Raw genomic sequence first — 18423 nt, 5'->3', positions numbered from 1 at the left:
GGCAGGAGCTGCTACGCGTGGGAGTCGCCGACCACGACGACGCGCTCGCGCGGCTCCCCCTCGAACGGTTGGACGCACACGTCGGAGGGGTAGCGGCTCATCGGCGCGCAGTCCCAGTCGACCTCGGCCCAGTCGTCGTAGACCGCCACGGGGGCGGGGAGCAGCGGGGCCGGGTCCACCGGACCGGACACCAGCGCAACCGCGCCCGGGTGCGACGCGTCGCCCACGCCGACCGTCCCCGGGTCGCGCTGCATCGCCTCGACCTGCCACGCGGCCGCGACGAGCAGGACCACGGCGGTGCAGACGGCGCCCAGCCGGAAGCCCTGCCCGGTGCCCGGAGCGCGGGCGATCAGCGGCCGCTCCACCCCGTGGTAGGTCGCGACGGCCAGCACGAGCGACAGCGCGACGATCCCGAGCCCGCCCCGCAGGCCGACCTCCTCCCGGCCCTGCACCACCAGGTAGAGGACCAGCACCGGCCAGTGCCACAGGTACAGCGCGAAGCTGAGGTCACCGAGGTGCTGCATCGGACGCGCGGACAGCACCCGGTCGACGCCGCGGGCGTCGCCCGAGGTGCCGGCGCCGAGGACGAGCACGGCGCAGGCGGTCGGCCACAGGGCGGCCCATCCGGGGAACGACGAGCCGACGTCGAGGACGAACCCGCAGGCCACCATCCCGACCAGCCCGACCCATCCGGCCAGGAGCCGCGCGCGCCGGGACAGGACCAGCGCGTCGACGACGAGCGCGAGCAGCCCCCCGAGCGCGAACTCCCACATCCGCGTCGCCGAGTGGAAGTAGGCGAGCGGCTGGTCCTGCGCCGTCATCACCACCGAGCACGTCAGCGAGACGACGAGCACCGCGGACAGGGCCGCGAGCAGCCGGGCCCGCACCCCCGCGAGCGGTCCGGCCAGGACGACGACCGCGACGAGCAGCGGCCAGACCACGAAGAACTGCACCTGGATCGACAGCGACCAGAACTGCTGCACGACGCTGGCCACGTCGTTGCGGGCGGCGTAGTCGACTGCGTCCGAGGCGAGCTGCCAGTTCTCCAGGTACAGGGCCGCGGCCACGACCTCGCGCACGGTCTGCGCCCACCGGGACTCGGGCAGCACCAGCGCCGCGGCCCCGACGGTGCCCACGAGGACCACGCAGACCGACGGCACCAGCCGCACCACCGTGCGGCTCCAGCGCCGCACGAGATCGAGGGGCGCGCCGCGCTCGGCCGCCCGCGCGAGCTGCCCGGTGAGCAGGAACCCCGAGATCACGAAGAAGACGTCGACGCCGCCGGAGACCCGGTCGAACCAGACGTGGTAGACCACGACCAGCGCGACGGCGACGGCGCGCAGGCCCTGCAGCTCGGGCCGGAACCGCGAGCGCACCGGGGCCGCGTCCGGTGACCGGGCGGGCCCGACCGGTGCGGGACTGGCCACGCACGCTCCCTCGATCGTCCGACGCGACCCGTCGACGCTAGGCGATCGCCGCGGTGGGGTCCCGATCGGCCCGGATCACCAGCCCGGGAACCAGCGCTCCTGCGCGCGCGGCGCCGCCCCCGTGGTGCCGACGATCAGCTCGGTGGGCAGCAGGACGGTGCGGGGTCGGTTGCGGTCGCCGCGGTCGAGCAGCAGCTCGCCGGCCGCCCGCCCCTTCTCCAGCACGGGCTGGCGCACCGTCGTGAGCCCGGCCCGCAGTCCCTCGGGGACGCCGTCGAAGCCGGTGACCGTCAGGTCCTCGGGCACCCGCAGCCCGCGCTCGGCGGCGTGGCGCAGCGCGCCGAGGGCGAGGATGTCGGACGTGCAGGCGATCGCGGTGATCTCCGGGTGGGCGGCGAGCAGCTCCGCCGCCGCCGACTGCCCCGCGTCGACGCTGTGGGCGAACCGCTCGTGCACGGGGACGCCCGCCCAGTCGATCCCCGCCTCGGCGAAGCCGTCGCGCAGGCCGCCGAGCCGGTTGCGCTGCACGGGGTAGGTCGCGCCGTTCTGCCGGTCGACGTCGGCCGGGCCGTCGTAGCGGCCGGTGCCCAGGCGCATGCAGAGCACCCCGATGCGCCGGTGGCCCAGCCCGGTGAGGTGGCGGGCGAGGTCGAGCATCGCGGCGCGGTCGTCGATCCCGACGCGGTCGACGCCCTCGACGTTCAGCGGCTGGTCGCACACCACCGTGGGCACCGGGCGCTCGAGCACGGCCTTGAAGTGGGGGTCGTCCTCGCGCACCGAGTAGACGACGAACCCGTCGACGCCCGCCTGGTGCACCGCGGTGACGTCGGCCAGCTCGGGGCTCACCGGCACCAGCAGCAGCCCGGACCCCGCCCGCTCGCAGGCCAGCGCCAGCCCCTCCAGGAAGCCGGTGGCGGCGGGGTCGCGGAACGCGTAGGACAGCGCCTCGGTCAGCAGCAGCCCCACCGCGCCCGCGCGGCGGGTCCGCAGGGACCGGGCGACGGGGTCGGGCCCGGGGTAGCCCAGCCGCCGGGCCGCCTCCAGGACCCGCGCCCGCAGCGGGGCGGAGAGCTGGTCGGGGCGGTTGTAGGCGTTGGAGACGGTGGTGCGGGACACGCCGAGCTCGGCGGCCAGGGACGCGAGCGTCGCCGGGCGCCGTACGTCACGGGATCCGCGCATCAGGGCAACCGTAACGGTTCAGACGCGGGCTCGAAAGCCCGGCGGCCCCGCACCCGCACCACACGCTAGAGTGAATCGACAACGGTTATCGCTACTGCACGGGAGTTCGTCGCATGCGACTGCGTCCACTGGCCGGGGCGGCCACCGCCCTCGCCGCCCTCACGCTGACGGCCTGCGGCTCGGGCGGGGCACCCGCCCCCGCCGCCGCCGAGGACGGGACGCTCACCGTCGTCGCGTCGACGAACGTCTACGGCAGCATCGCGCGGGCCGTCGGGGGCGATGCGGTCACGATCACGTCGCTGATCAGCGACCCCGCCGCCGACCCGCACTCCTACGAGAGCACCCCCACCGACGCCGCCACCGTCGCGGGCGGCGACGTCGTCGTCTACAACGGCGGCGGGTACGACGAGTTCATGCCGCAGCTGCTGGAGTCCGCGGGTGGCGAGCGGACCGTCATCGACGTCGCGGAGCTCTCCGGGCTGGTCCCCGCCGAGGAGGCGGGCGAGGAGCACTCGGCGGACGACGGGCACGACCACGGCGAGTTCAACGAGCACTTCTGGTACAGCCTGCCCACGATGCAGACCCTCGCCGACCGGCTGGCGCAGGAGCTCGGGGCCGCCGACCCCGCGAACGCCGCCACCTACACCGCGAACGCGCAGTCCTTCGACGCGGCGGTCGCGGGGCTGATCGAGCGGGCGCAGGCCGCGGGCGCCTCGGTGCCGGGCGGCCGCGTCGCCGTCACCGAGCCGGTCCCCGGCTACCTCATCGAGACCTCCGGCCTGATCGACGCCACCCCGCCGGAGTTCTCCGAGGCCGTCGAGGAGGACACCGACCCGCCCGCGGCCGTCGTCGCCGCCACGCTCGCCCTGTTCGACCCGGCCACGCCGGACCCGCTGCGCGCCCTGATCCTCAACGCCCAGACCGAGACCCCCACCACCGACCAGGTGCGGCAGGCCGCGGAGGCGGTGGGCGTGCCGGTCGTCGAGGTCACCGAGACCCTGCCCGAGGGCACCGACTACATCGGCTGGATGACCGACCAGGTCGAGGCACTGACCGCCGCGCTCAACCCCGTCTGATGGTCGTCACACTGGAGCGCGTGCCCGTCGTCGCCCCCGCCGTGGCCCTGCGGGGCGCGAGCGTCCGCTTCGGCGAGCGCACGCTCTGGGACGGTCTCGACCTCGACGTCGCGCGCGGGGAGTTCCTCGCCGTGCTCGGCCCGAACGGCTCGGGCAAGACCACGCTGATGCGGGTCCTGCTGGGCCTGCTGCCGCTCTCCGGTGGCGAGGTGCGCATCGCGGGCTCCGCGCCCCGCCGGGGCAACCCGACCATCGGGTACGTGCCGCAGCAGAAGGCGCTCGACCCCGACCTGCCGCTGCGCGGGCGCGACCTGGTCGGGCTCGGGCTCGACGGCCACCGGCTCGGCCTCGGCCTGCGCGGGCGCCGCGAGCGCCGGGCCCGGGTCGACGCGGCGCTCGCCTCCGTCGGGGGCACGGCGTACGCCGACTCCCCGGTCGGGCGCCTGTCCGGCGGTGAGCAGCAGCGCCTGCGCGTCGCCCAGGCGCTCGTCGGCGACCCCGACGTCCTGCTGTGCGACGAGCCGCTGCTCTCCCTGGACCTCGCCCACCAGCGCACGGTCACCGACCTCATCGACGCCCGGCGCCGCGACCACGACACCGCGGTCCTGTTCGTCACCCACGAGATCAACCCGGTGCTGCCGCTCGTCGACCGCGTGCTCTACCTGGTCGACGGGAGGTTCCGGATCGGGCCGCCCGAGGAGGTCATGACCTCCGAGGTGCTCTCCGAGCTCTACGGCACCGACGTCGACGTCCTGCGGGTGCGCGACCGGCTCGTCGTGGTCGGCGCCGACGGACGCGGGGCCGACGGGTCGAGCGGGGCGCACCACTGATGGACCGGATCTTCACCTTCGAGGGCATCGGGCAGCTGCTGACCTTCGACTTCGTGCAGAACGCGCTCATCGCGTGCGCGGTGCTCGGGATCGTCGCGGGCGCCCTCGCCCCGCTGATCGTCTCCCGCGGGATGGCGTTCGCCGTGCACGGCACCGCGGAGCTGGCCTTCACCGGCGGCGCGGCCGCCCTGCTGATCGGCGTCGGGGTCGGGATCGGGGCCGTCGTGGGGGCCGTCGTCGCCGGGCTGGTGTTCGGGATACTGGGGCTGCGGCAGCGCGAGCGCGACTCCGTCATCGGGGTGGTGCTGGCGTTCGGGCTCGGGCTCGGCGTGCTGATGCTCTCGCTCTACAGCGGGCGGGCGTCGAACAAGTTCGGGCTGCTCACGGGCTCGATCGTGTCGGTCAACTCGGCCGACCTGATCGTGCTCGCGGTCGTCGCCGTCGTCGTGGTCGCGGTGCTCGCGGTGCTGTACCGGCCGCTGCTGTTCGCCAGCACCGACGCCGACGTCGCGGTCGCCCGCGGGGTGCCGGTGCGGGCGCTGTCGCTGGTGTTCGCGGTGCTCGTCGGGCTCGTCACGGCGCTCGCGGTGCCGATCGTCGGCGCGATCCTCGTGCTGTCGGTGATGATCGCGCCCGGGGCGGCGGCCGCGCGGGTCACCGCGAGCCCGCTGGCCGCCACCGTCATCGCGGTGGTGTTCGCGGAGGTCGCGCTGGTGGGCGGCGCCGTCCTGTCGCTGGCCCCCGGGCTGCCGGTGTCGGGCTACGTGGCCGCGATCTCGTTCCTGCTCTACGTCGGGTGCCGGGTGGTGGCCCGCCTGCGCGGGCGGGCCACCGTCGCCTGAGGCCCGGCGCAGGCCGGGTTCAGCGCCGGACGGGTTCAGCGCAGGCGGGACCGGCGCTGGCGCGCGATCTCGGCCAGCACCACACCGGCGGCGACCGAGGCGTTGAGGCTCTCGACCGGGCCGGCCATCGGGATCGACACCGTGAGGTCGCAGGTCTGCTTGACCAGCCGGCTCAGCCCCTTGCCCTCCGACCCGATCACGACGACGACCGGGTCGGTGGCGAGCTCGAACTCGTCGAGGGTGACGTCGCCGTCGGCGGCGAGGCCCGCGACCATCAGCCCGGCGCTCGCGTACTCCTGCAGCGTCCGCGTGAGGTTGGTGGCCCGGGCCACCGGCACCCGTGCCGCGGTGCCCGCCGAGGTGCGCCAGGCGACCGCGGTCATCCCGGCGGCCCGGCGCTGCGGCACGACCACGCCGTTGCCCCCGAACGCGCCCACCGACCGCACGACGGCGCCGAGGTTGCGCGGGTCGGTGACCCCGTCGAGCGCGACGACCAGACCGGGCTCGCCGCTCTCGGCCGCGATCTCCAGCAGCTCGTCGGGGTGGGCGTAGGCGTACGGCGGCACCTGCAGGGCCAGGCCCTGGTGCAGCGCGCCGCCCGCCATCTTGTCCATGTCGCCCTTGGCCACCTCGAGGATCGAGATGCCCAGGTCGGCGGCCAGGTGCAGCGCCTCGCGGACGCGTTCGTCGGTGGTGCCGCCGATGACGACCTGCAGGGCCGTGGCCGGGACCCCCGCACGCAGGCACTCGACGACGGGATTGCGGCCGAGCACGGTCTCCGGGGTCTCCCCGTCCCCCGCGCGACGGCGGTTGGCGGTGGTGCCGGAGCGGCCGCGGTTGGCCGCGGAGCGCTCGGCGAGCTTCGCCCGGCGCGCCGCGGGGTGGTGGGGGCGCTCCTCCTTGGGCGGGGTCGGGCCCTTGCCCTGCAGCTGCTTGCGCCGCTGCCCGCCGGAGCCGACCACCATCCCCTTCTTGGTGCCGTCCTTGCGCATCGCACCGCGACGCTGGGAATTGCCGGCCATCTACTTCTCTTCTCTCACAACAGGATCAAGCATCTTTGAGCGTCCAGGTGGGGCCGTCGGGGCCGTCCTCGACGGACACCCCGGCGGCGGTGAGGCGGGCGCGCACCTCGTCGGCGGTGGCGAAGTCGCGGTCGGCCCGCGCCTTCGTGCGCTGCGCGAGCAGCCCCTCGACCAGCGCGGTGAGCGCCGACGCGGTGGCGTCGTCGGCTCCGGAACCGGCGAGCCAGCGGGGGTCGAGCGGGTCGAGGCCGAGCACGGCGGTCATCGCGCGCACCGACTCCGCGGCGGCCGTGGCACCCGCGCGGTCGCCCGCGTCGAGCGCGGTGTTGCCCTCGCGCACGGCGTTGTGGACCGCCGCGAGCGCGCCGGGCGTGCCGAGGTCGTCGTCCAGGGCCGCGCCGAAGGCGGCCGACGGCGCGCCGATGTCGGGCAGCCCGACGCGCTCGCGCACCCGGTGCACGAACGACTCGATCCGCCGGTACGCCGCCACGGCCTCCTGCAGCGCCGTGTCGGAGAACTCGATCGAGGACCGGTAGTGCGGCCCGACGAGGTAGTAGCGCAGCTCGACGCCGCGGACCTTGCGCAGCAGCACCTCGATGCCCAGCGTGTTGCCCAGCGACTTCGACATCTTCTCGCCGCCCATGGTGACCCAGGCGTTGTGCAGCCAGTAGCGGGCGAACGGGTCGCCCGCCGCGTGGCTCTGCGCGAGCTCGTTCTCGTGGTGCGGGAACACCAGGTCGAGCCCGCCGCCGTGGATGTCGAACTCCGCGCCCAGGTACGCCGTGGCCATCGCCGAGCACTCGAGGTGCCAGCCCGGACGGCCGGCGCCCCACGGGGTCGGCCAGCTCGGCTCGCCCGGCTTGGCCGACTTCCACAAGGCGAAGTCGACGGCGTCGCGCTTGTCGCCGCACTCCACCTCGCCCTGCTCCACCTCGTCGACGCGCTGACCGGACAGCGCCCCGTACTCCGGGAAGGAGCGCACCGCGAAGTAGACGTCGCCGCCCGCGGAGTAGGCGTGCCCGGCGTCGATCAGGCGCTGCATCAGCTCGATCATCTGCGGCACGTGCCCCGTGGCCCGCGGCTCGATCGACGCGGGCAGGCAGCCCAGCGCGTCGTAGGCGGCCTGGAAGGCGCGCTCGTGCGTGGCGGCCCACTCCCACCAGGGGCGACCGTGGTCGGCGGCCTTGGTGAGGATCTTGTCGTCGATGTCGGTGACGTTGCGGACGAGCGTGACGTCGAGCCCGGAGTGGGCGAGCCAGCGCCGCAGGACGTCGTAGTTGAGCCCGCTGCGGACGTGCCCGATGTGCGGCAGGCCCTGCACGGTGGCCCCGCAGACGTAGATCGACGCAGCCCCGGGACGCACGGGGACGAAGTCCCGCTGCTCTCGTGTGGCGGTGTCGAACAGGCGCAGGGTCACGTCGTCCAGACTACGGACCGCCCCCGACCCGCCTCCTAGCAGGGGACATCCGCTTTGTCCACGACGGGGGGCGCGCGGTGCGTCACCCTGGCGCCATGACCGATCTCTACCCCCGCCTCGTCGTGAACGGCGCCGACGACGCCCTGGCCTTCTACTCCGCAGCGTTCGGCGGGGAGGTGACCGAGCGCTTCGCCGGACCCGACGGGAAGGTCCAGCACGCGATGGTCGCCGTCGACGGCGTGCGGTTCGCGGTGAAGGACGCCGACGGGTACGACCCCGCCCCGACCCCGGGCGCCGTGCCGGTGATCGTCGCCCTCTACGTCGACGACCCGGACGCGGTGGCCGACCGGATGGTCGCCCACGGCGCGACCGTGGTGTTCCCGGTGACCGACCACGAGTACGGGGAGCGCGGCGGCCGCCTGGCCGACCCGTTCGGGCACCTCTGGATGCTCGCCCGCCCGCTCTGACCGCGAGTTTGCCGCAGACGATCGGTGTCTTTGCCGGCCAGTAGGACAAGACACCGTGCGCGATCGGCAAACTCGCGGTCAGGGGTGCAGGAGCAGGGCCGTCGCCACCGCCGCGATGCCCTCGCCACGACCGGTGAGGCCCAGACCGTCGGTCGTCGTGCCGGAGACCGCGACCGGTCCGCCGACGGCGTCGGAGAGCACTCGCTGGGCCTCGGCCCGGCGGGTCCCGATCTTCGGGGTGTTGCCGATCACCTGCACCGCCGCGTTGCCGACGACCCACCCGTCGGCCTCGACGAGGCGGCGCACCTCGGTGAGCAGTGTCACCCCGCTCGCACCGGACCACTCGGGGCGGCCGGTCCCGAACACCGCGCCGAGGTCGCCGAGGCCGGCGGCGGAGAGCAGGGCGTCGCACAGGGCGTGGGCGGCGACGTCGCCGTCGGAGTGGCCCGCGCACCCGTCGACGCCGGGCCAGAGCAGGCCGGCGACCCAGCAGGGGCGGCCCGCCTCCACCGGGTGCACGTCGGTGCCGATCCCGACCCTCACGGCCGGACCGCCCGCTCCGCGAGCGCGCGGTCCCAGTCGTCGTGGACGGCGAAGGCAAGCGGGTGTCCGGGCACGGTGTGCACGGTCTCACCCGCCCCGGTCCAGGCCCGCACCGGATCGTGCTGCGCGACGTCGAGGACGGCGCGCAGCAGGGACCCGTGGAAGCCCTGGGGCGTCTGCACGACGCGCAGTCCGGAGCGGTCCGGGGTGGCGCGCAGCAGCCCGTCGCCGTCGACCTCCTTGACCGTGTCGACCAGCGGCAGCACGGGCACCACGACCCGGTGCCCCGCGCGCACGGCGTCCACGACGGACCGTGCCGTCGCCACCGGGACGAGGGGCCGCGCGGCGTCGTGGACGAGGACGCAGGAACCGTCCGTCATCGGACCGTCACCAACGGTGCCACCCGATCGTTGACCGCCGTGTGCCCCGTGACCGCCCGCGCAGAGAGCAGCGACCGAGCCGTGCACGGTGACGGGCAGCCCGGCGCACGCGTCGTCCACTCCGGACACGCGCGACGGCGGCACCAGCACCTCGACGCGCCGGATCCCCGGAACGGCCAGCATCGCCCGCACGGAGCGCACCACGAGGGGTGCACCTCCGAGCAGGGTGCCGGCGTCCGGGGACGGCGCGACGACCACGACCGCGTGGACGAGCACGCGGTGCGGGATCAGGCGTTGGCGGTGGCGAGGACCTCGTCGAGGAGGACCTCGGCGCGCTCCTCGTCGGTGCCCTCGGCCAGGGCCAGCTCGCTGACGAGGATCTGCCGGGCCTTGGCCAGCATGCGCTTCTCGCCCGCGGACAGGCCACGGTCCTTCTCGCGGCGCCACAGGTCGCGGACGACCTCGGCCACCTTGTTCACGTCACCGGAAGCCAGCTTCTCGAGGTTGGCCTTGTACCGGCGCGACCAGTTCGTGGGCTCCTCGGTGTGCGGTGCACGGAGCACCTCGAACACCTTGTCGAGACCCTCTTGGCCCACCACGTCACGAACGCCGACGACCTCGGCGTTCTCGGCGGGAACACGCACCGTGAGATCACCCTGGGCCACCTTCAGGACGAGGTACTTGCGCTCCTCGCCCTTGATGGTCCGGGTTTCGATGGCCTCGATGAGAGCGGCACCGTGGTGCGGGTAGACAACGGTCTCTCCGACCTTGAAAACCATGTGTCCATAGCCCCTTTCGCTGACCCCAGGTTAACACGGCCGCACCGACCCCCGCCGGTCGGGGCGCACCGTCGTCGCAGGTCAGGGGATTGACAAGGAGAGGCAAACGTGGTGGGCACGGCCGCGTCGGCGGCCCCGTGATCGCCTGACTAGGCTGGAAGCCCTGGTCGCCGGTGCGCCCGTGGCGCGACGAATCCCCCGCCGGCACGGAGAGGACGAAGCAACCGTGAGCCGCACTGCGCGCACCCGCCCCGCCACCCCGTCACCGAGGTCCGGCCTGTTCGCAGGCGTGCTGGTCGCAGCACTGGCCCTCACCGGCTGCGGCGCGGGCCAGGTCGCCGGAACCGCCCAGCAGCAGGCCGCGGTGGCCGGCAACAACACGACGGTCGGGCCGATCGCCGTGCGCGACGCCGTCATCGCGTTCGCCGAGCAGCCCGTCCAGGGCGGCGCCGTGCACGCCCGCGGCGGCGACGCCCCGCTGAGCATGACGATCGTCAACGAGGGCACCGAGGCCGACCGCCTGGTCTCCGCCAGCAGCCCGTGGGCGAGCTCGGTCGAGATCGCCGGCACGACCGAGATCCCGGCCGGCCGGTCGATCGTGGTCGAGGGCGGCGCCCCCGAGGTGCTGACGCCGACCACCGGTATCCCCACGTCGGGCGCACCGTCGACCCCCACGGCCACCCCGTCGGCCACCCCGTCCGCCGAGCCCACCGGCGAGCCGGCCGCCACGGAGGGCACGCAGATCGTCCTCACCGGACTGCTCGACGACATCCGCGCGGGCGTATCCTACGACGTCGTCCTGGTCTTCGAGCGCGCGGGCGAGGTCCGCATCCAGGCCCCCGTCGGCAGCACCGAGGAGCCGCGCGAGGACGAGCCGGCCGAGTGACCGCATGACGGGACGCACCCGCGCCCCCCGCAGCACCTACCGCTGCTCGGACTGCGGACACCAGGCCGCGCAGTGGGTCGGGCGCTGCCCGTCCTGCCAGGCCTGGGGCACGCTGGAGATCACCGCGGCCGCGGCCGCCCCCGCCCGCTCCCGGGTGGTCGCCGCGGGCGCCCCGAGCTCGCCCGCCCGCCGCATCGGCGACGTCGGCCTCGACGTCGCGCGCGCCCGGTCCACCGGGGTGTCCGAACTGGACCGGGTCCTCGGCGGCGGCATCGTCCCCGGCGCCGTCGTGCTGCTGGCCGGTGAACCCGGCGTGGGGAAGTCCACACTGCTGCTCGAGGTGGCCGCGCGAGCGACCGGGCGCGTGTTGTACGTCACGGGCGAGGAGTCGGCGGGGCAGGTCCGGCTGCGGGCCGAGCGCACCGGGGCCGTCCACGACGAGCTGTACCTGGCCGCCGAGTCCGACCTGGGCGCGATCGTCGCCCACATCGACGAACTGCGCCCCGACCTGCTGGTCGTCGACTCGATCCAGACGATGTCGACGGCGGACGTGGACGGCTCGCCGGGCGGCGTCACGCAGACCCGCGCGGTCACCGTGGCGCTCACCGGGCTCGCGAAGGACCGCGGGCTGCCGGTCGTCCTCGTGGGACATGTCACGAAGGACGGCAACATCGCTGGTCCGCGCGTGCTGGAGCACCTGGTCGACGTCGTGCTGTCCTTCGAGGGCGACAAGCACTCGACGCTGCGCATGGTGCGCGGGGTGAAGAACCGCTTCGGTCCCGCCGACGAGGTGGGCTGCTTCGAGCTGCGCGACACCGGGATCGTCGGCCTCCCCGACCCGTCGGGGCTGTTCCTGGCCCGCTTCGGCGGCCCGCCGGTGCCGGGCACCGCGGTCACCGTCGTCATGGACGGGCGCCGGCCGCTGCCCGCGGAGCTGCAGGCCCTCGTGACGGGCAAGGACATCCCCAGCCCGCGCCGGGCCGTCAGCGGGCTGGACAACTCGCGCGTGGCGATGCTGCTCGCCGTCCTGCAGAAGCGCGCGAACGTGAGGCTGCACGACGCCGAGGTCTACGCGGCGACCGTCGGCGGGATGCGGATCGTCGAACCCGCGGCCGACCTCGCGATGGCGCTGGCGATCGCCTCGGCCCGCACCGACGTCGCACTGCCGTCCGATCTCGTCGTGCTCGGCGAGCTGGGGCTGGCGGGCGAGGTGCGGCGGGTCACCGGGCTGGACCGGCGCCTGGCCGAGGCCGCCCGGCTGGGCTTCACCCACGCGCTCGTGCCGCCCGACCCCGGCACCACCCCGCCGGGGATGCGGATCACCGAGGTGCGCGACATCGACTCGGTCGTGCGCACGCTGCGCTGAGCCCGGCGGCGGGGACGCTCAGGGGTTGCGCAGGAACGGCGCGGGCTCGCTGATCACGTCGTCGACGCGGGTCAGGACGCGGTAGGCGCCCGCCGGCACCTCGGTGCGGGTCTCCGCGCACCCCGGCGTCGACGTGCGGCCCGCCCAGCGCACCGCGAACGCGACCGGCTGGCCGGGCACCAGGGTGCGCAGGTCCACCGTCGCCGGGTTGACGCAGTCGTTGCTCGACCACAGCCGGTCCACCCCGTCACCGCTCCACACGACGATCTCCTGGCGGGCTCCGTCGAGGTCGCGCACGCACGGCTGCTCGCTGATGTTGACCACGACCAGGCGCAGCGTCGGGCGCTCGCCGACGCGGTGCTCGGGCTGGTCGATCTCGGCGCCGACCGAGATCATGTCGTTGGTGCACGGCACCGGCCCCGAGGGCGGGACGGGCACCGACGGCGGCACCGGGACGGCCGCGCGGGGCGTGTCGTCGGGGAGTACGACCTCCGACGTCGTGGCCGAGGCCTCCGACGTGGCCGACTCCGTGGCCGACCCCGCGGCGCTCGCCGAGGCCTCCCCCGCGGTCGGCGACGGACCCGTCCCCGGTGTCGACGCGGGCACCGGGGACGGGTCGGCCTGCTGGGGAGCGGTCATGGCAGCCCGTCCGGGCTGGGTGGTGGGGGTCGTCGCGGGCGGGGTCAGCAGCGCGGCGGTCGTCCACGCCACCGCGACCAGCGCGGCGACCGTCGACAGGATCGCCACGAACCGCCGCCTCCAGTAGACCGAGGCGGGAAGCGGACCGACCGGCTCCCACATGTCACGGAGCGTATCCGAACAGTTACCACGAGTTGCGCACCACCGCGGCGTCGGCGCGTCGGAGGGGAACCGTAACCACCCGACCGGCGGACCGGCTTGCTCCGCGGGTGCGTGTCGCGGTTGACTCATGCCGTGATGCGCATGCTGCTCGAGGCCTTCTGGCCGAGCCGTCGCGTCGTGCAGTTCGACGAGTTCTGTCGCCCGGCCGCGTAGCGCGACCCGCACCCTCCCCTCCGCCCGGTCGCCGCGCGGCCTGCTGTGCCCACGTGTCGTGGGCGCTCGCCCGCGACATCCCGCTCACCGAACACGGAGAACCCCATGTCCGTCACGGACGAACTGCTCGCCAACAACGCCGCGTACGCGGAGTCCTTCCAGGGTCCCCTCCCCCTGCCCCCGGCCAAGCACGTCGCCGTCCTCGCCTGCATGGACGCCCGGCTCAACGTCTACGGGATCCTCGGGCTCCAGGAGGGCGAGGCGCACGTCATCCGCAACGCCGGCGGCGTCGTCACCGACGACGAGATCCGCTCGCTGGCCATCTCCCAGCGCCTGCTCGGCACCAAGGAGATCATCCTCATCCACCACACGGACTGCGGGATGCTCACCTTCACCGACGACGAGTTCAAGAAGGGCATCCAGGACGAGACCGGCCTGAAGCCCCAGTGGGCCGCGGAGTCGTTCACCGACCTCGACACCGACGTCCGGCAGTCGATCAACCGGATCAAGGCCAGCCCGTACATCCCGCACACCGACCAGGTGCGCGGCTTCGTGTTCGACGTCGCCACCGGCAAGCTCGACGAGGTCGTCTGACCCGACGCCCCGGGCAGTGGCACGATCCTCCCGTGCCACTGCCCGACTCCTCCCTGGCCGACCTCGTCCTCGGCTGGTTCCGCGCCGAGGCCCGTGACCTGCCGTGGCGCCGCCCCGGGACGACCCCGTGGGGCGTGCTCGTCAGCGAGTTCATGCTGCAGCAGACGCCGGTCGCCCGGGTCGAGCCGATCTGGACCGAGTGGATGGAGCGCTGGCCCACCCCGTCGGCCTTCGCCGCCGCCTCCCGCGCCGACGTGCTGCGCGCCTGGGGCAAGCTCGGCTACCCGCGCCGCGCGCTGCGCCTGCACGAGGCCGCCGCCACCATCGCCGCGGCGCACGCCGACACCGTCCCGTCCGATGTGGACGCGCTGGAGGCGCTGCCGGGCATCGGTTCCTACACCGCACGGGCCGTCGTGGCGTTCGGGTACGGGCGGCGGGCGCCCGTCGTCGACACCAACGTGCGGCGCGTCGTCGCGCGGGCGGTGCACGGGGCCGGTGACGCGGGACCGGCCCGCACGAAGCCCGACCTCGCCGACGTCGACGCCCTCCTGCCCGCCGACGACGCCACCGCCGCTGAGGTCTCCGCGGCGCTCATGGAGCTCGGCGCGGTGGTCTGCACGGCGCGCGCGCCCCGCTGCGGGACCTGCCCGGTGCACGCCGCGTGCGCCTGGCAGGCCAACGGCCGCCCGGCCTACGACGGTCCGCGCAAGCCCGTGCAGGGGTTCGCGGGCACCGACCGCCAGGTCCGCGGCCGGCTGCTCGACGTGCTGCGCGGCGCGGCGGACCCGGTGCCGCGCGACGCGCTGGACGCGGTGTGGCCCGACGCGCCGCAGCGCGACCGCTGCCTGCACTCGCTCCTCGTCGACGGCCTGGCCGAGCAGCACGACGACGGCCGCTTCGCGCTCCCGGCCTGACCCGGCCGTGGCCCCCACCGTCCGCTTCCGCCTCGACCCCGACGCCGTCGCCGCGCTGCACGCCCTGCGCGGCCGGCTGCCCCGCGACCTCGCCGCGGCCGACGAGCCCGCCGTCACCGTCGCCGCGGCGGCGGTCGTTCCGGCCGCCGCCCGCGCGGCGCTGGACGCCGAGCTGCGGCTGCTGGCGCTCCCGTCGATCTGGCTGGCCACCCTCGGCACGGTCGCGGGGCGACCGGACCAGCTGGTGCTCGCCGCCGTCGTCGACGCGGAGCTGCTGGCCGTGCACGCCGCGGTGCACGACGCCCTCGCGGGCCGGGTGAAGGGGCCGGTCGCGGCCCACCTGCCCGGCGCGTGGTTCCCGCACTGCGTGCTCGCGACCGAGCGGCCCGCCGAGGCGTTCGCCGCGCTGCACCCGGTGACACCGGTGTGGGCGCGCGTCGTGGGGCTGGAGGTCAGCGGGTGAGGAACCCCTCCACCGCGGCGCGGTAGGCCCCCGGCGCCGCCGCGTGCACCAGGTGGCCGGTCCCCGGGATCCGCACGTGCCGGGCGTCGGGCAGGCGCCGGGCCATCTCGGCCATCTGCCCGGGCGGCGCGACGGACTCCGCGGCCTCGATCAGCAGCACCGGGCAGCGCACCGCGTCGAGCAGCGGCCAGAAGGCGGTGCGCGCCCACTCCCCGGCGATGTCGGCGGCGTGACCGGCCTCGGTGCTCAGGTACAGGCCGTCGGGCTCCTCCCGCACGCACCGCGCCATGTAGTCGCCGAACTCCGGTCGCGGCCACCCGAAGGTCTCGCGCACCGCGTCGAGCGAGGGGAACGGCTGCGGCACGGCCGCGAACCAGGCGCGCGCGGCGGCGGCGTCGCGCCCGACGAAGTCGACCCCCATGTCCTCGACGACGAGCGCGCGCACCAGGTCGGGCCGGGCGGCGGCGAGCGCGATCCCGTGCAGCCCGCCCATCGAGTGCCCGATCACCGTCGCCGGCCCGTCCAGCACGCCCGCGGCGTCGGCCGCCATCCGCTCGACCGTCCACGGCCCGGCCGCCCCGGAGCGCCCGTGCCCGCGTGCGTCGAGGCCGAGCACCCGGCCGTGCGCGGTGAGCCACCGCGCGACCGGCTCCCAGGTGGCCGCGCAGCCCATCAGCCCGTGCAGCAGCAGGATCGGCGGGCCGTCGCCGCCGAAGTCGCGGACCGCGAGGTCCACCTCGTCGCGCCGGGACATGCCCCCACCCTCCCGCATCTGCGGCATGCTGGGGTGATGGACGAGCAGCAGCGGGCCGCGGAGCTGGTGGCGGCGGAGGAGAAGGCCGAGGAGCTGTTCGCCGAGATCGCCCGGCGAGGCCTGATCGAGCCCGGGGTGCGGGAGACGGTCGTCAGCGACCGCGTCCGCGACCTCGGCGCCGAGCTGTTCGGCATCGAGCGCCACTGGCACAAGCGGGTCGTGCGCGCCGGCCCGAACACGCTGCAGCCCTACCGGGAGAACCCGCCGGACCGGGTCATCGAGTCCGACGACATCGTGTTCCTCGACCTCGGGCCGCTGCTCGCGCAGTGGGAGGCCGACTTCGGCCGCACCTACGTCCTCGGCGACGACCCGGCGAAGCTCGCGCTGCAGGCCGACCTCCCGCGCCTGTGGGCCGCGGGCCGCGCCCACTACGAGGCCACCCCCGGCATCACCGGGGCGCAGCTCTACGCCCACGTCGCCGAGCTGGCCCGGGAGGCGGGCTGGGAGTTCGGCAACTCCCACGCCGGGCACCTCGTCGGGGAGTTCCCGCACGAGCTGGTCGACGGGGAGAAGATCGAGAGCTACATCGCGCCCGAGAACCCCCACCCGATGCGCCGCACCGACCGCAGCGGTGCGGTGTGCCACTGGATCCTGGAGATCCACATCGTCGACCGGGCGCGGGGGTTCGGCGGGTTCCACGAGCAGCTGCTCACCCTGCGCTGACCGCCCGCGCCGCCGCCCGGCGCACCCGCACCGCGTAGAGCAGGGCGGACGCGGCGAACAGCACGCCGGTGACGCCGAGCCAGCGCCCGAGGTAGACGTCGGTGCCCAGCCCCGTCGCGCCGACGAACGCGTCCTCGCGCCCGCCGAGGATCAGCGGGAACCAGACCAGCATCAGCAGCCCGGAGAACGCGACGGGCACCCGCAGGTGGTTGATCCACGCGACGCCCGACACCGCCGGCAGCGGACGGCGCCGCCGGAACAGCCTGCTCTGCGCGGTCGCGTCGACGAGGGCGTAGGCGGGCAGGAACACGAGGTCGTGCAGCACCGCGGCCCCGACGAACCAGGTCAGCAGCGCGAACCAGGGCGCCCCCTCGGCGAGCACCCGGCTCGCCGCGTAGCCGGCGAGCCCGATCGCGGCGAGCTGCAGCAGCAGGTGCACCGGGTGCTCCCCGTAGAACCTCCGGAACGCGTTCACGCCGACACCACCGTGAGGCGCCCGACCCACTTGGTCGCGTGCACGCCCGGTGCCGCCGGGATGATCGTCCGGGCCGGGTAGCCGTGGTCGAGCGAGAGCTCCTCGCCGCCGACGAACAGCGCGAGCAGCGACTCGTCCGCCTGCGACTGCCCGACGCTCAGGCTCACCTGCCCGAACGCCCCGCCCGCCTGGAACGACTCGACGAACAGCCGGTCGTCCGGGGTGCCGCCGGCGAGCCGCACCAGGTCGGCGAGCCGCACACCGGTCCACGTGCACGAGACCGACCAGCCCTCGACGCAGGCGATCGGCAGGTCGTGGGTGTACTGCGGGAGGTCCGTCAGCTCGGCGCGGGTGAACCGCCGCGTCCCCGACGGCCCGGCCAGCTCCAGGCGCCAGGCGTCGGCGCGCTCCCGGGTGACGCCCGCCGTCGCCGCGGTCTTGTTGACGGGGAACGCGTTCGCGCCCTCGCCGAGGTCGCGGTCGTGCGGCGCGAACAGGGCGGTGCGGCGCAGCGGGCCGTCGAGGGTCTGTCCGATGTAGAGCCCGAACAGGGTCGCTGAGGCCCCCCCGACGAGGGCCGCGGCGCCGCGGCGGGAGATCGTCGGCGGGGCGGGGTCGGTGGCGACCAGCGGGCCGTCGGGGTCGGGGAGCGTGTCGGCGGTGGACGTGGTCAGCACCTCGCGCACCGGCCGCGCCCGCAGCGACCGCAGCAGCGTCGGGAACTTGAGCAGCACGTGCGCGACGAACGCCCCGATGAACACCCACGCCCCGTAGAGGTGCGCGGTGTAGAAGGAGAACGGAAAGACGTAGAAGACCTGGATGTTGAGGATGCCGGTCACGAACTCGAACACGATCCCGCCGACGAGCAGCAGCAGCGTCGCCCGCTCCAGCGCGTGCGCCACCGACCGCACCGGCGGCAGCTCGAACAGCTTCGGGATCACCGACCACAGCTTCGCCAGCACCACCGGCACCAGCGCGATGCCGAGGGCGACGTGCGCGCCCTGGGTGAGCCGGTAGAGCCACGGCGGGTCGGTCGGCCAGTCGAACAGGTAGAAGCCGAGCAGCTCCTTGCTCGGCGTCGCGTCGTTGCCCGGCAGGCCGGGCTCGTACGCCGCGTAGGACAGCAGGCCCGTCACGATGACGACGACCAGCGGCACGAGCAGGGCCAGCCCGAGCGCGGCGGTCAGCCACGGGCCGCGCAGCGGGCTGCGCCAGATCGTTCTCTCCCGGATCTCCACGCGACAGTGATAGCCCCCGAACGGCCGTCCGGAG

21 protein-coding genes are annotated in these 18423 nt (G+C 74.9%); 10 read left to right on the top strand and 11 right to left on the bottom strand.

Annotation, left to right across the window (positions count from 1 at the left end):
• Positions 1 to 11: 11 nt before the first annotated feature.
• Together H6H00_RS10160 and H6H00_RS10155 are read right to left on the bottom strand one after the other, a co-directional pair.
• A complete protein-coding gene (locus tag H6H00_RS10160; protein WP_255425671.1) occupies positions 12 to 1427 on the bottom strand; it encodes an acyltransferase family protein in 1416 nt (471 codons plus the stop codon).
• 75 nt (positions 1428 to 1502) lie between these two features.
• Complete coding sequence (locus H6H00_RS10155; RefSeq protein WP_185721041.1) at positions 1503 to 2606, bottom strand: LacI family DNA-binding transcriptional regulator; 1104 nt, start codon at positions 2604 to 2606, stop codon at positions 1503 to 1505.
• Positions 2607 to 2719: 113 nt separating this feature from the next.
• Between H6H00_RS10155 and H6H00_RS10150 the strand changes: the two genes are divergently transcribed.
• From H6H00_RS10150 to H6H00_RS10140, 3 genes are read left to right on the top strand one after another with little or no spacing between them, the layout of a single operon-like run.
• Complete coding sequence (locus H6H00_RS10150; protein ID WP_185721040.1) at positions 2720 to 3682, top strand: metal ABC transporter solute-binding protein, Zn/Mn family; 963 nt, start codon at positions 2720 to 2722, stop codon at positions 3680 to 3682.
• Positions 3682 to 4512: a metal ABC transporter ATP-binding protein gene (locus tag H6H00_RS10145; RefSeq protein WP_185721039.1), complete on the top strand. Its 831-nt coding sequence runs from the start codon at positions 3682 to 3684 to the stop codon at positions 4510 to 4512. The genes H6H00_RS10150 and H6H00_RS10145 overlap by 1 nt, the downstream gene beginning before the upstream one ends.
• Positions 4512 to 5354 (top strand): metal ABC transporter permease, encoded by an 843-nt coding sequence (locus H6H00_RS10140; RefSeq protein ID WP_185721038.1) that lies wholly within the window; start codon positions 4512 to 4514, stop codon positions 5352 to 5354. The genes H6H00_RS10145 and H6H00_RS10140 overlap by 1 nt, the downstream gene beginning before the upstream one ends.
• 35 nt (positions 5355 to 5389) lie before the next feature.
• Here the strand turns inward: H6H00_RS10140 and rlmB are convergent, their stop codons facing one another.
• Complete coding sequence (gene rlmB / locus H6H00_RS10135) at positions 5390 to 6376, bottom strand: 23S rRNA (guanosine(2251)-2'-O)-methyltransferase RlmB (RefSeq protein WP_185721037.1); 987 nt, start codon at positions 6374 to 6376, stop codon at positions 5390 to 5392.
• Between the two features lie 25 nt (positions 6377 to 6401).
• On the bottom strand, positions 6402 to 7793 hold the full coding sequence (cysS, locus tag H6H00_RS10130) for a cysteine--tRNA ligase (RefSeq protein WP_185721036.1): 1392 nt from the start codon (positions 7791 to 7793) through the stop codon (positions 6402 to 6404).
• Between the two features lie 95 nt (positions 7794 to 7888).
• On the opposite strand from cysS, the gene H6H00_RS10125 reads away from it, so the two are divergent.
• Entirely contained in the window at positions 7889 to 8260 is a 372-nt protein-coding gene (locus H6H00_RS10125) for a VOC family protein (protein WP_185721035.1), read from the top strand.
• Between the two features lie 78 nt (positions 8261 to 8338).
• On the opposite strand, the gene ispF is transcribed toward H6H00_RS10125, so the two are convergent.
• The 3 genes from ispF to H6H00_RS10110 are packed head-to-tail and all read right to left on the bottom strand — an operon-like array spanning position 8339 to position 9962.
• Positions 8339 to 8803, bottom strand: coding sequence for a 2-C-methyl-D-erythritol 2,4-cyclodiphosphate synthase (ispF, locus tag H6H00_RS10120; RefSeq protein WP_185721034.1), 465 nt, complete (start codon positions 8801 to 8803; stop codon positions 8339 to 8341).
• Positions 8800 to 9459, bottom strand: a complete 660-nt coding sequence (locus tag H6H00_RS10115) for an IspD/TarI family cytidylyltransferase (protein ID WP_185721033.1) — start codon at positions 9457 to 9459, stop codon at positions 8800 to 8802. Before H6H00_RS10115 ends, ispF begins: the two co-directional genes overlap by 4 nt.
• 11 nt (positions 9460 to 9470) lie before the next feature.
• On the bottom strand, positions 9471 to 9962 hold the full coding sequence (locus H6H00_RS10110; protein WP_073457680.1) for a CarD family transcriptional regulator: 492 nt from the start codon (positions 9960 to 9962) through the stop codon (positions 9471 to 9473).
• Positions 9963 to 10188: 226 nt separating this feature from the next.
• On the opposite strand from H6H00_RS10110, the gene H6H00_RS10105 reads away from it, so the two are divergent.
• Positions 10189 to 10848, top strand: a complete 660-nt coding sequence (locus H6H00_RS10105) for a copper chaperone PCu(A)C domain-containing protein (RefSeq protein WP_185721032.1) — start codon at positions 10189 to 10191, stop codon at positions 10846 to 10848.
• Positions 10849 to 10852: 4 nt separating this feature from the next.
• The gene (gene radA / locus H6H00_RS10100) at positions 10853 to 12214 is read left to right on the top strand and encodes a DNA repair protein RadA (RefSeq protein WP_185721031.1); all 1362 of its coding nucleotides are present in this window, start codon (positions 10853 to 10855) and stop codon (positions 12212 to 12214) included.
• An 18-nt stretch (positions 12215 to 12232) separates the two neighbouring features.
• Here the strand turns inward: radA and H6H00_RS10095 are convergent, their stop codons facing one another.
• A complete protein-coding gene (locus H6H00_RS10095; protein ID WP_185721030.1) occupies positions 12233 to 13015 on the bottom strand; it encodes a hypothetical protein in 783 nt (260 codons plus the stop codon).
• A 318-nt stretch (positions 13016 to 13333) separates the two neighbouring features.
• Here H6H00_RS10095 and H6H00_RS10090 point away from each other — a divergent pair, with 318 nt between their 5' ends.
• The 3 genes from H6H00_RS10090 to H6H00_RS10080 are packed head-to-tail and all read left to right on the top strand — an operon-like array spanning position 13334 to position 15199.
• Positions 13334 to 13822 (top strand): beta-class carbonic anhydrase, encoded by a 489-nt coding sequence (locus H6H00_RS10090; RefSeq protein ID WP_185721029.1) that lies wholly within the window; start codon positions 13334 to 13336, stop codon positions 13820 to 13822.
• Between the two features lie 32 nt (positions 13823 to 13854).
• On the top strand, positions 13855 to 14736 hold the full coding sequence (locus H6H00_RS10085; protein ID WP_304633103.1) for an HhH-GPD family protein: 882 nt from the start codon (positions 13855 to 13857) through the stop codon (positions 14734 to 14736).
• A gap of 7 nt (positions 14737 to 14743) precedes the next feature.
• Positions 14744 to 15199, top strand: coding sequence for a 2'-5' RNA ligase family protein (locus H6H00_RS10080; RefSeq protein ID WP_185721028.1), 456 nt, complete (start codon positions 14744 to 14746; stop codon positions 15197 to 15199).
• On the opposite strand, the gene H6H00_RS10075 is transcribed toward H6H00_RS10080, so the two are convergent.
• Positions 15189 to 15953, bottom strand: coding sequence for an alpha/beta fold hydrolase (locus H6H00_RS10075; protein ID WP_185721027.1), 765 nt, complete (start codon positions 15951 to 15953; stop codon positions 15189 to 15191). The two genes, H6H00_RS10080 and H6H00_RS10075, sit on opposite strands and share 11 nt — an antisense overlap.
• 36 nt (positions 15954 to 15989) lie before the next feature.
• Here H6H00_RS10075 and H6H00_RS10070 point away from each other — a divergent pair, with 36 nt between their 5' ends.
• Positions 15990 to 16676, top strand: coding sequence for a M24 family metallopeptidase (locus tag H6H00_RS10070; protein ID WP_185721026.1), 687 nt, complete (start codon positions 15990 to 15992; stop codon positions 16674 to 16676).
• Here H6H00_RS10070 and H6H00_RS10065 read toward each other — a convergent pair.
• On the bottom strand, positions 16663 to 17151 hold the full coding sequence (locus tag H6H00_RS10065) for a hypothetical protein (RefSeq protein WP_221775846.1): 489 nt from the start codon (positions 17149 to 17151) through the stop codon (positions 16663 to 16665). The genes H6H00_RS10070 and H6H00_RS10065 overlap by 14 nt on opposite strands.
• Positions 17148 to 18389 carry a molybdopterin-dependent oxidoreductase gene (locus H6H00_RS10060; protein WP_255425670.1) on the bottom strand — a complete coding sequence of 414 codons (1242 nt, stop codon included), beginning with the start codon at positions 18387 to 18389 and terminating at the stop codon, positions 17148 to 17150. Before H6H00_RS10060 ends, H6H00_RS10065 begins: the two co-directional genes overlap by 4 nt.
• Positions 18390 to 18423 lie beyond the last annotated feature (34 nt).

Origin of the sequence: Pseudonocardia petroleophila (assembly GCF_014235185.1) — a bacterium.
Taxonomy (GTDB): domain Bacteria; phylum Actinomycetota; class Actinomycetes; order Mycobacteriales; family Pseudonocardiaceae; genus Pseudonocardia; species Pseudonocardia petroleophila.
Note: the sequence above shows the minus strand (reverse complement) of the source record. Positions and strands in the feature narration are given on the sequence as shown.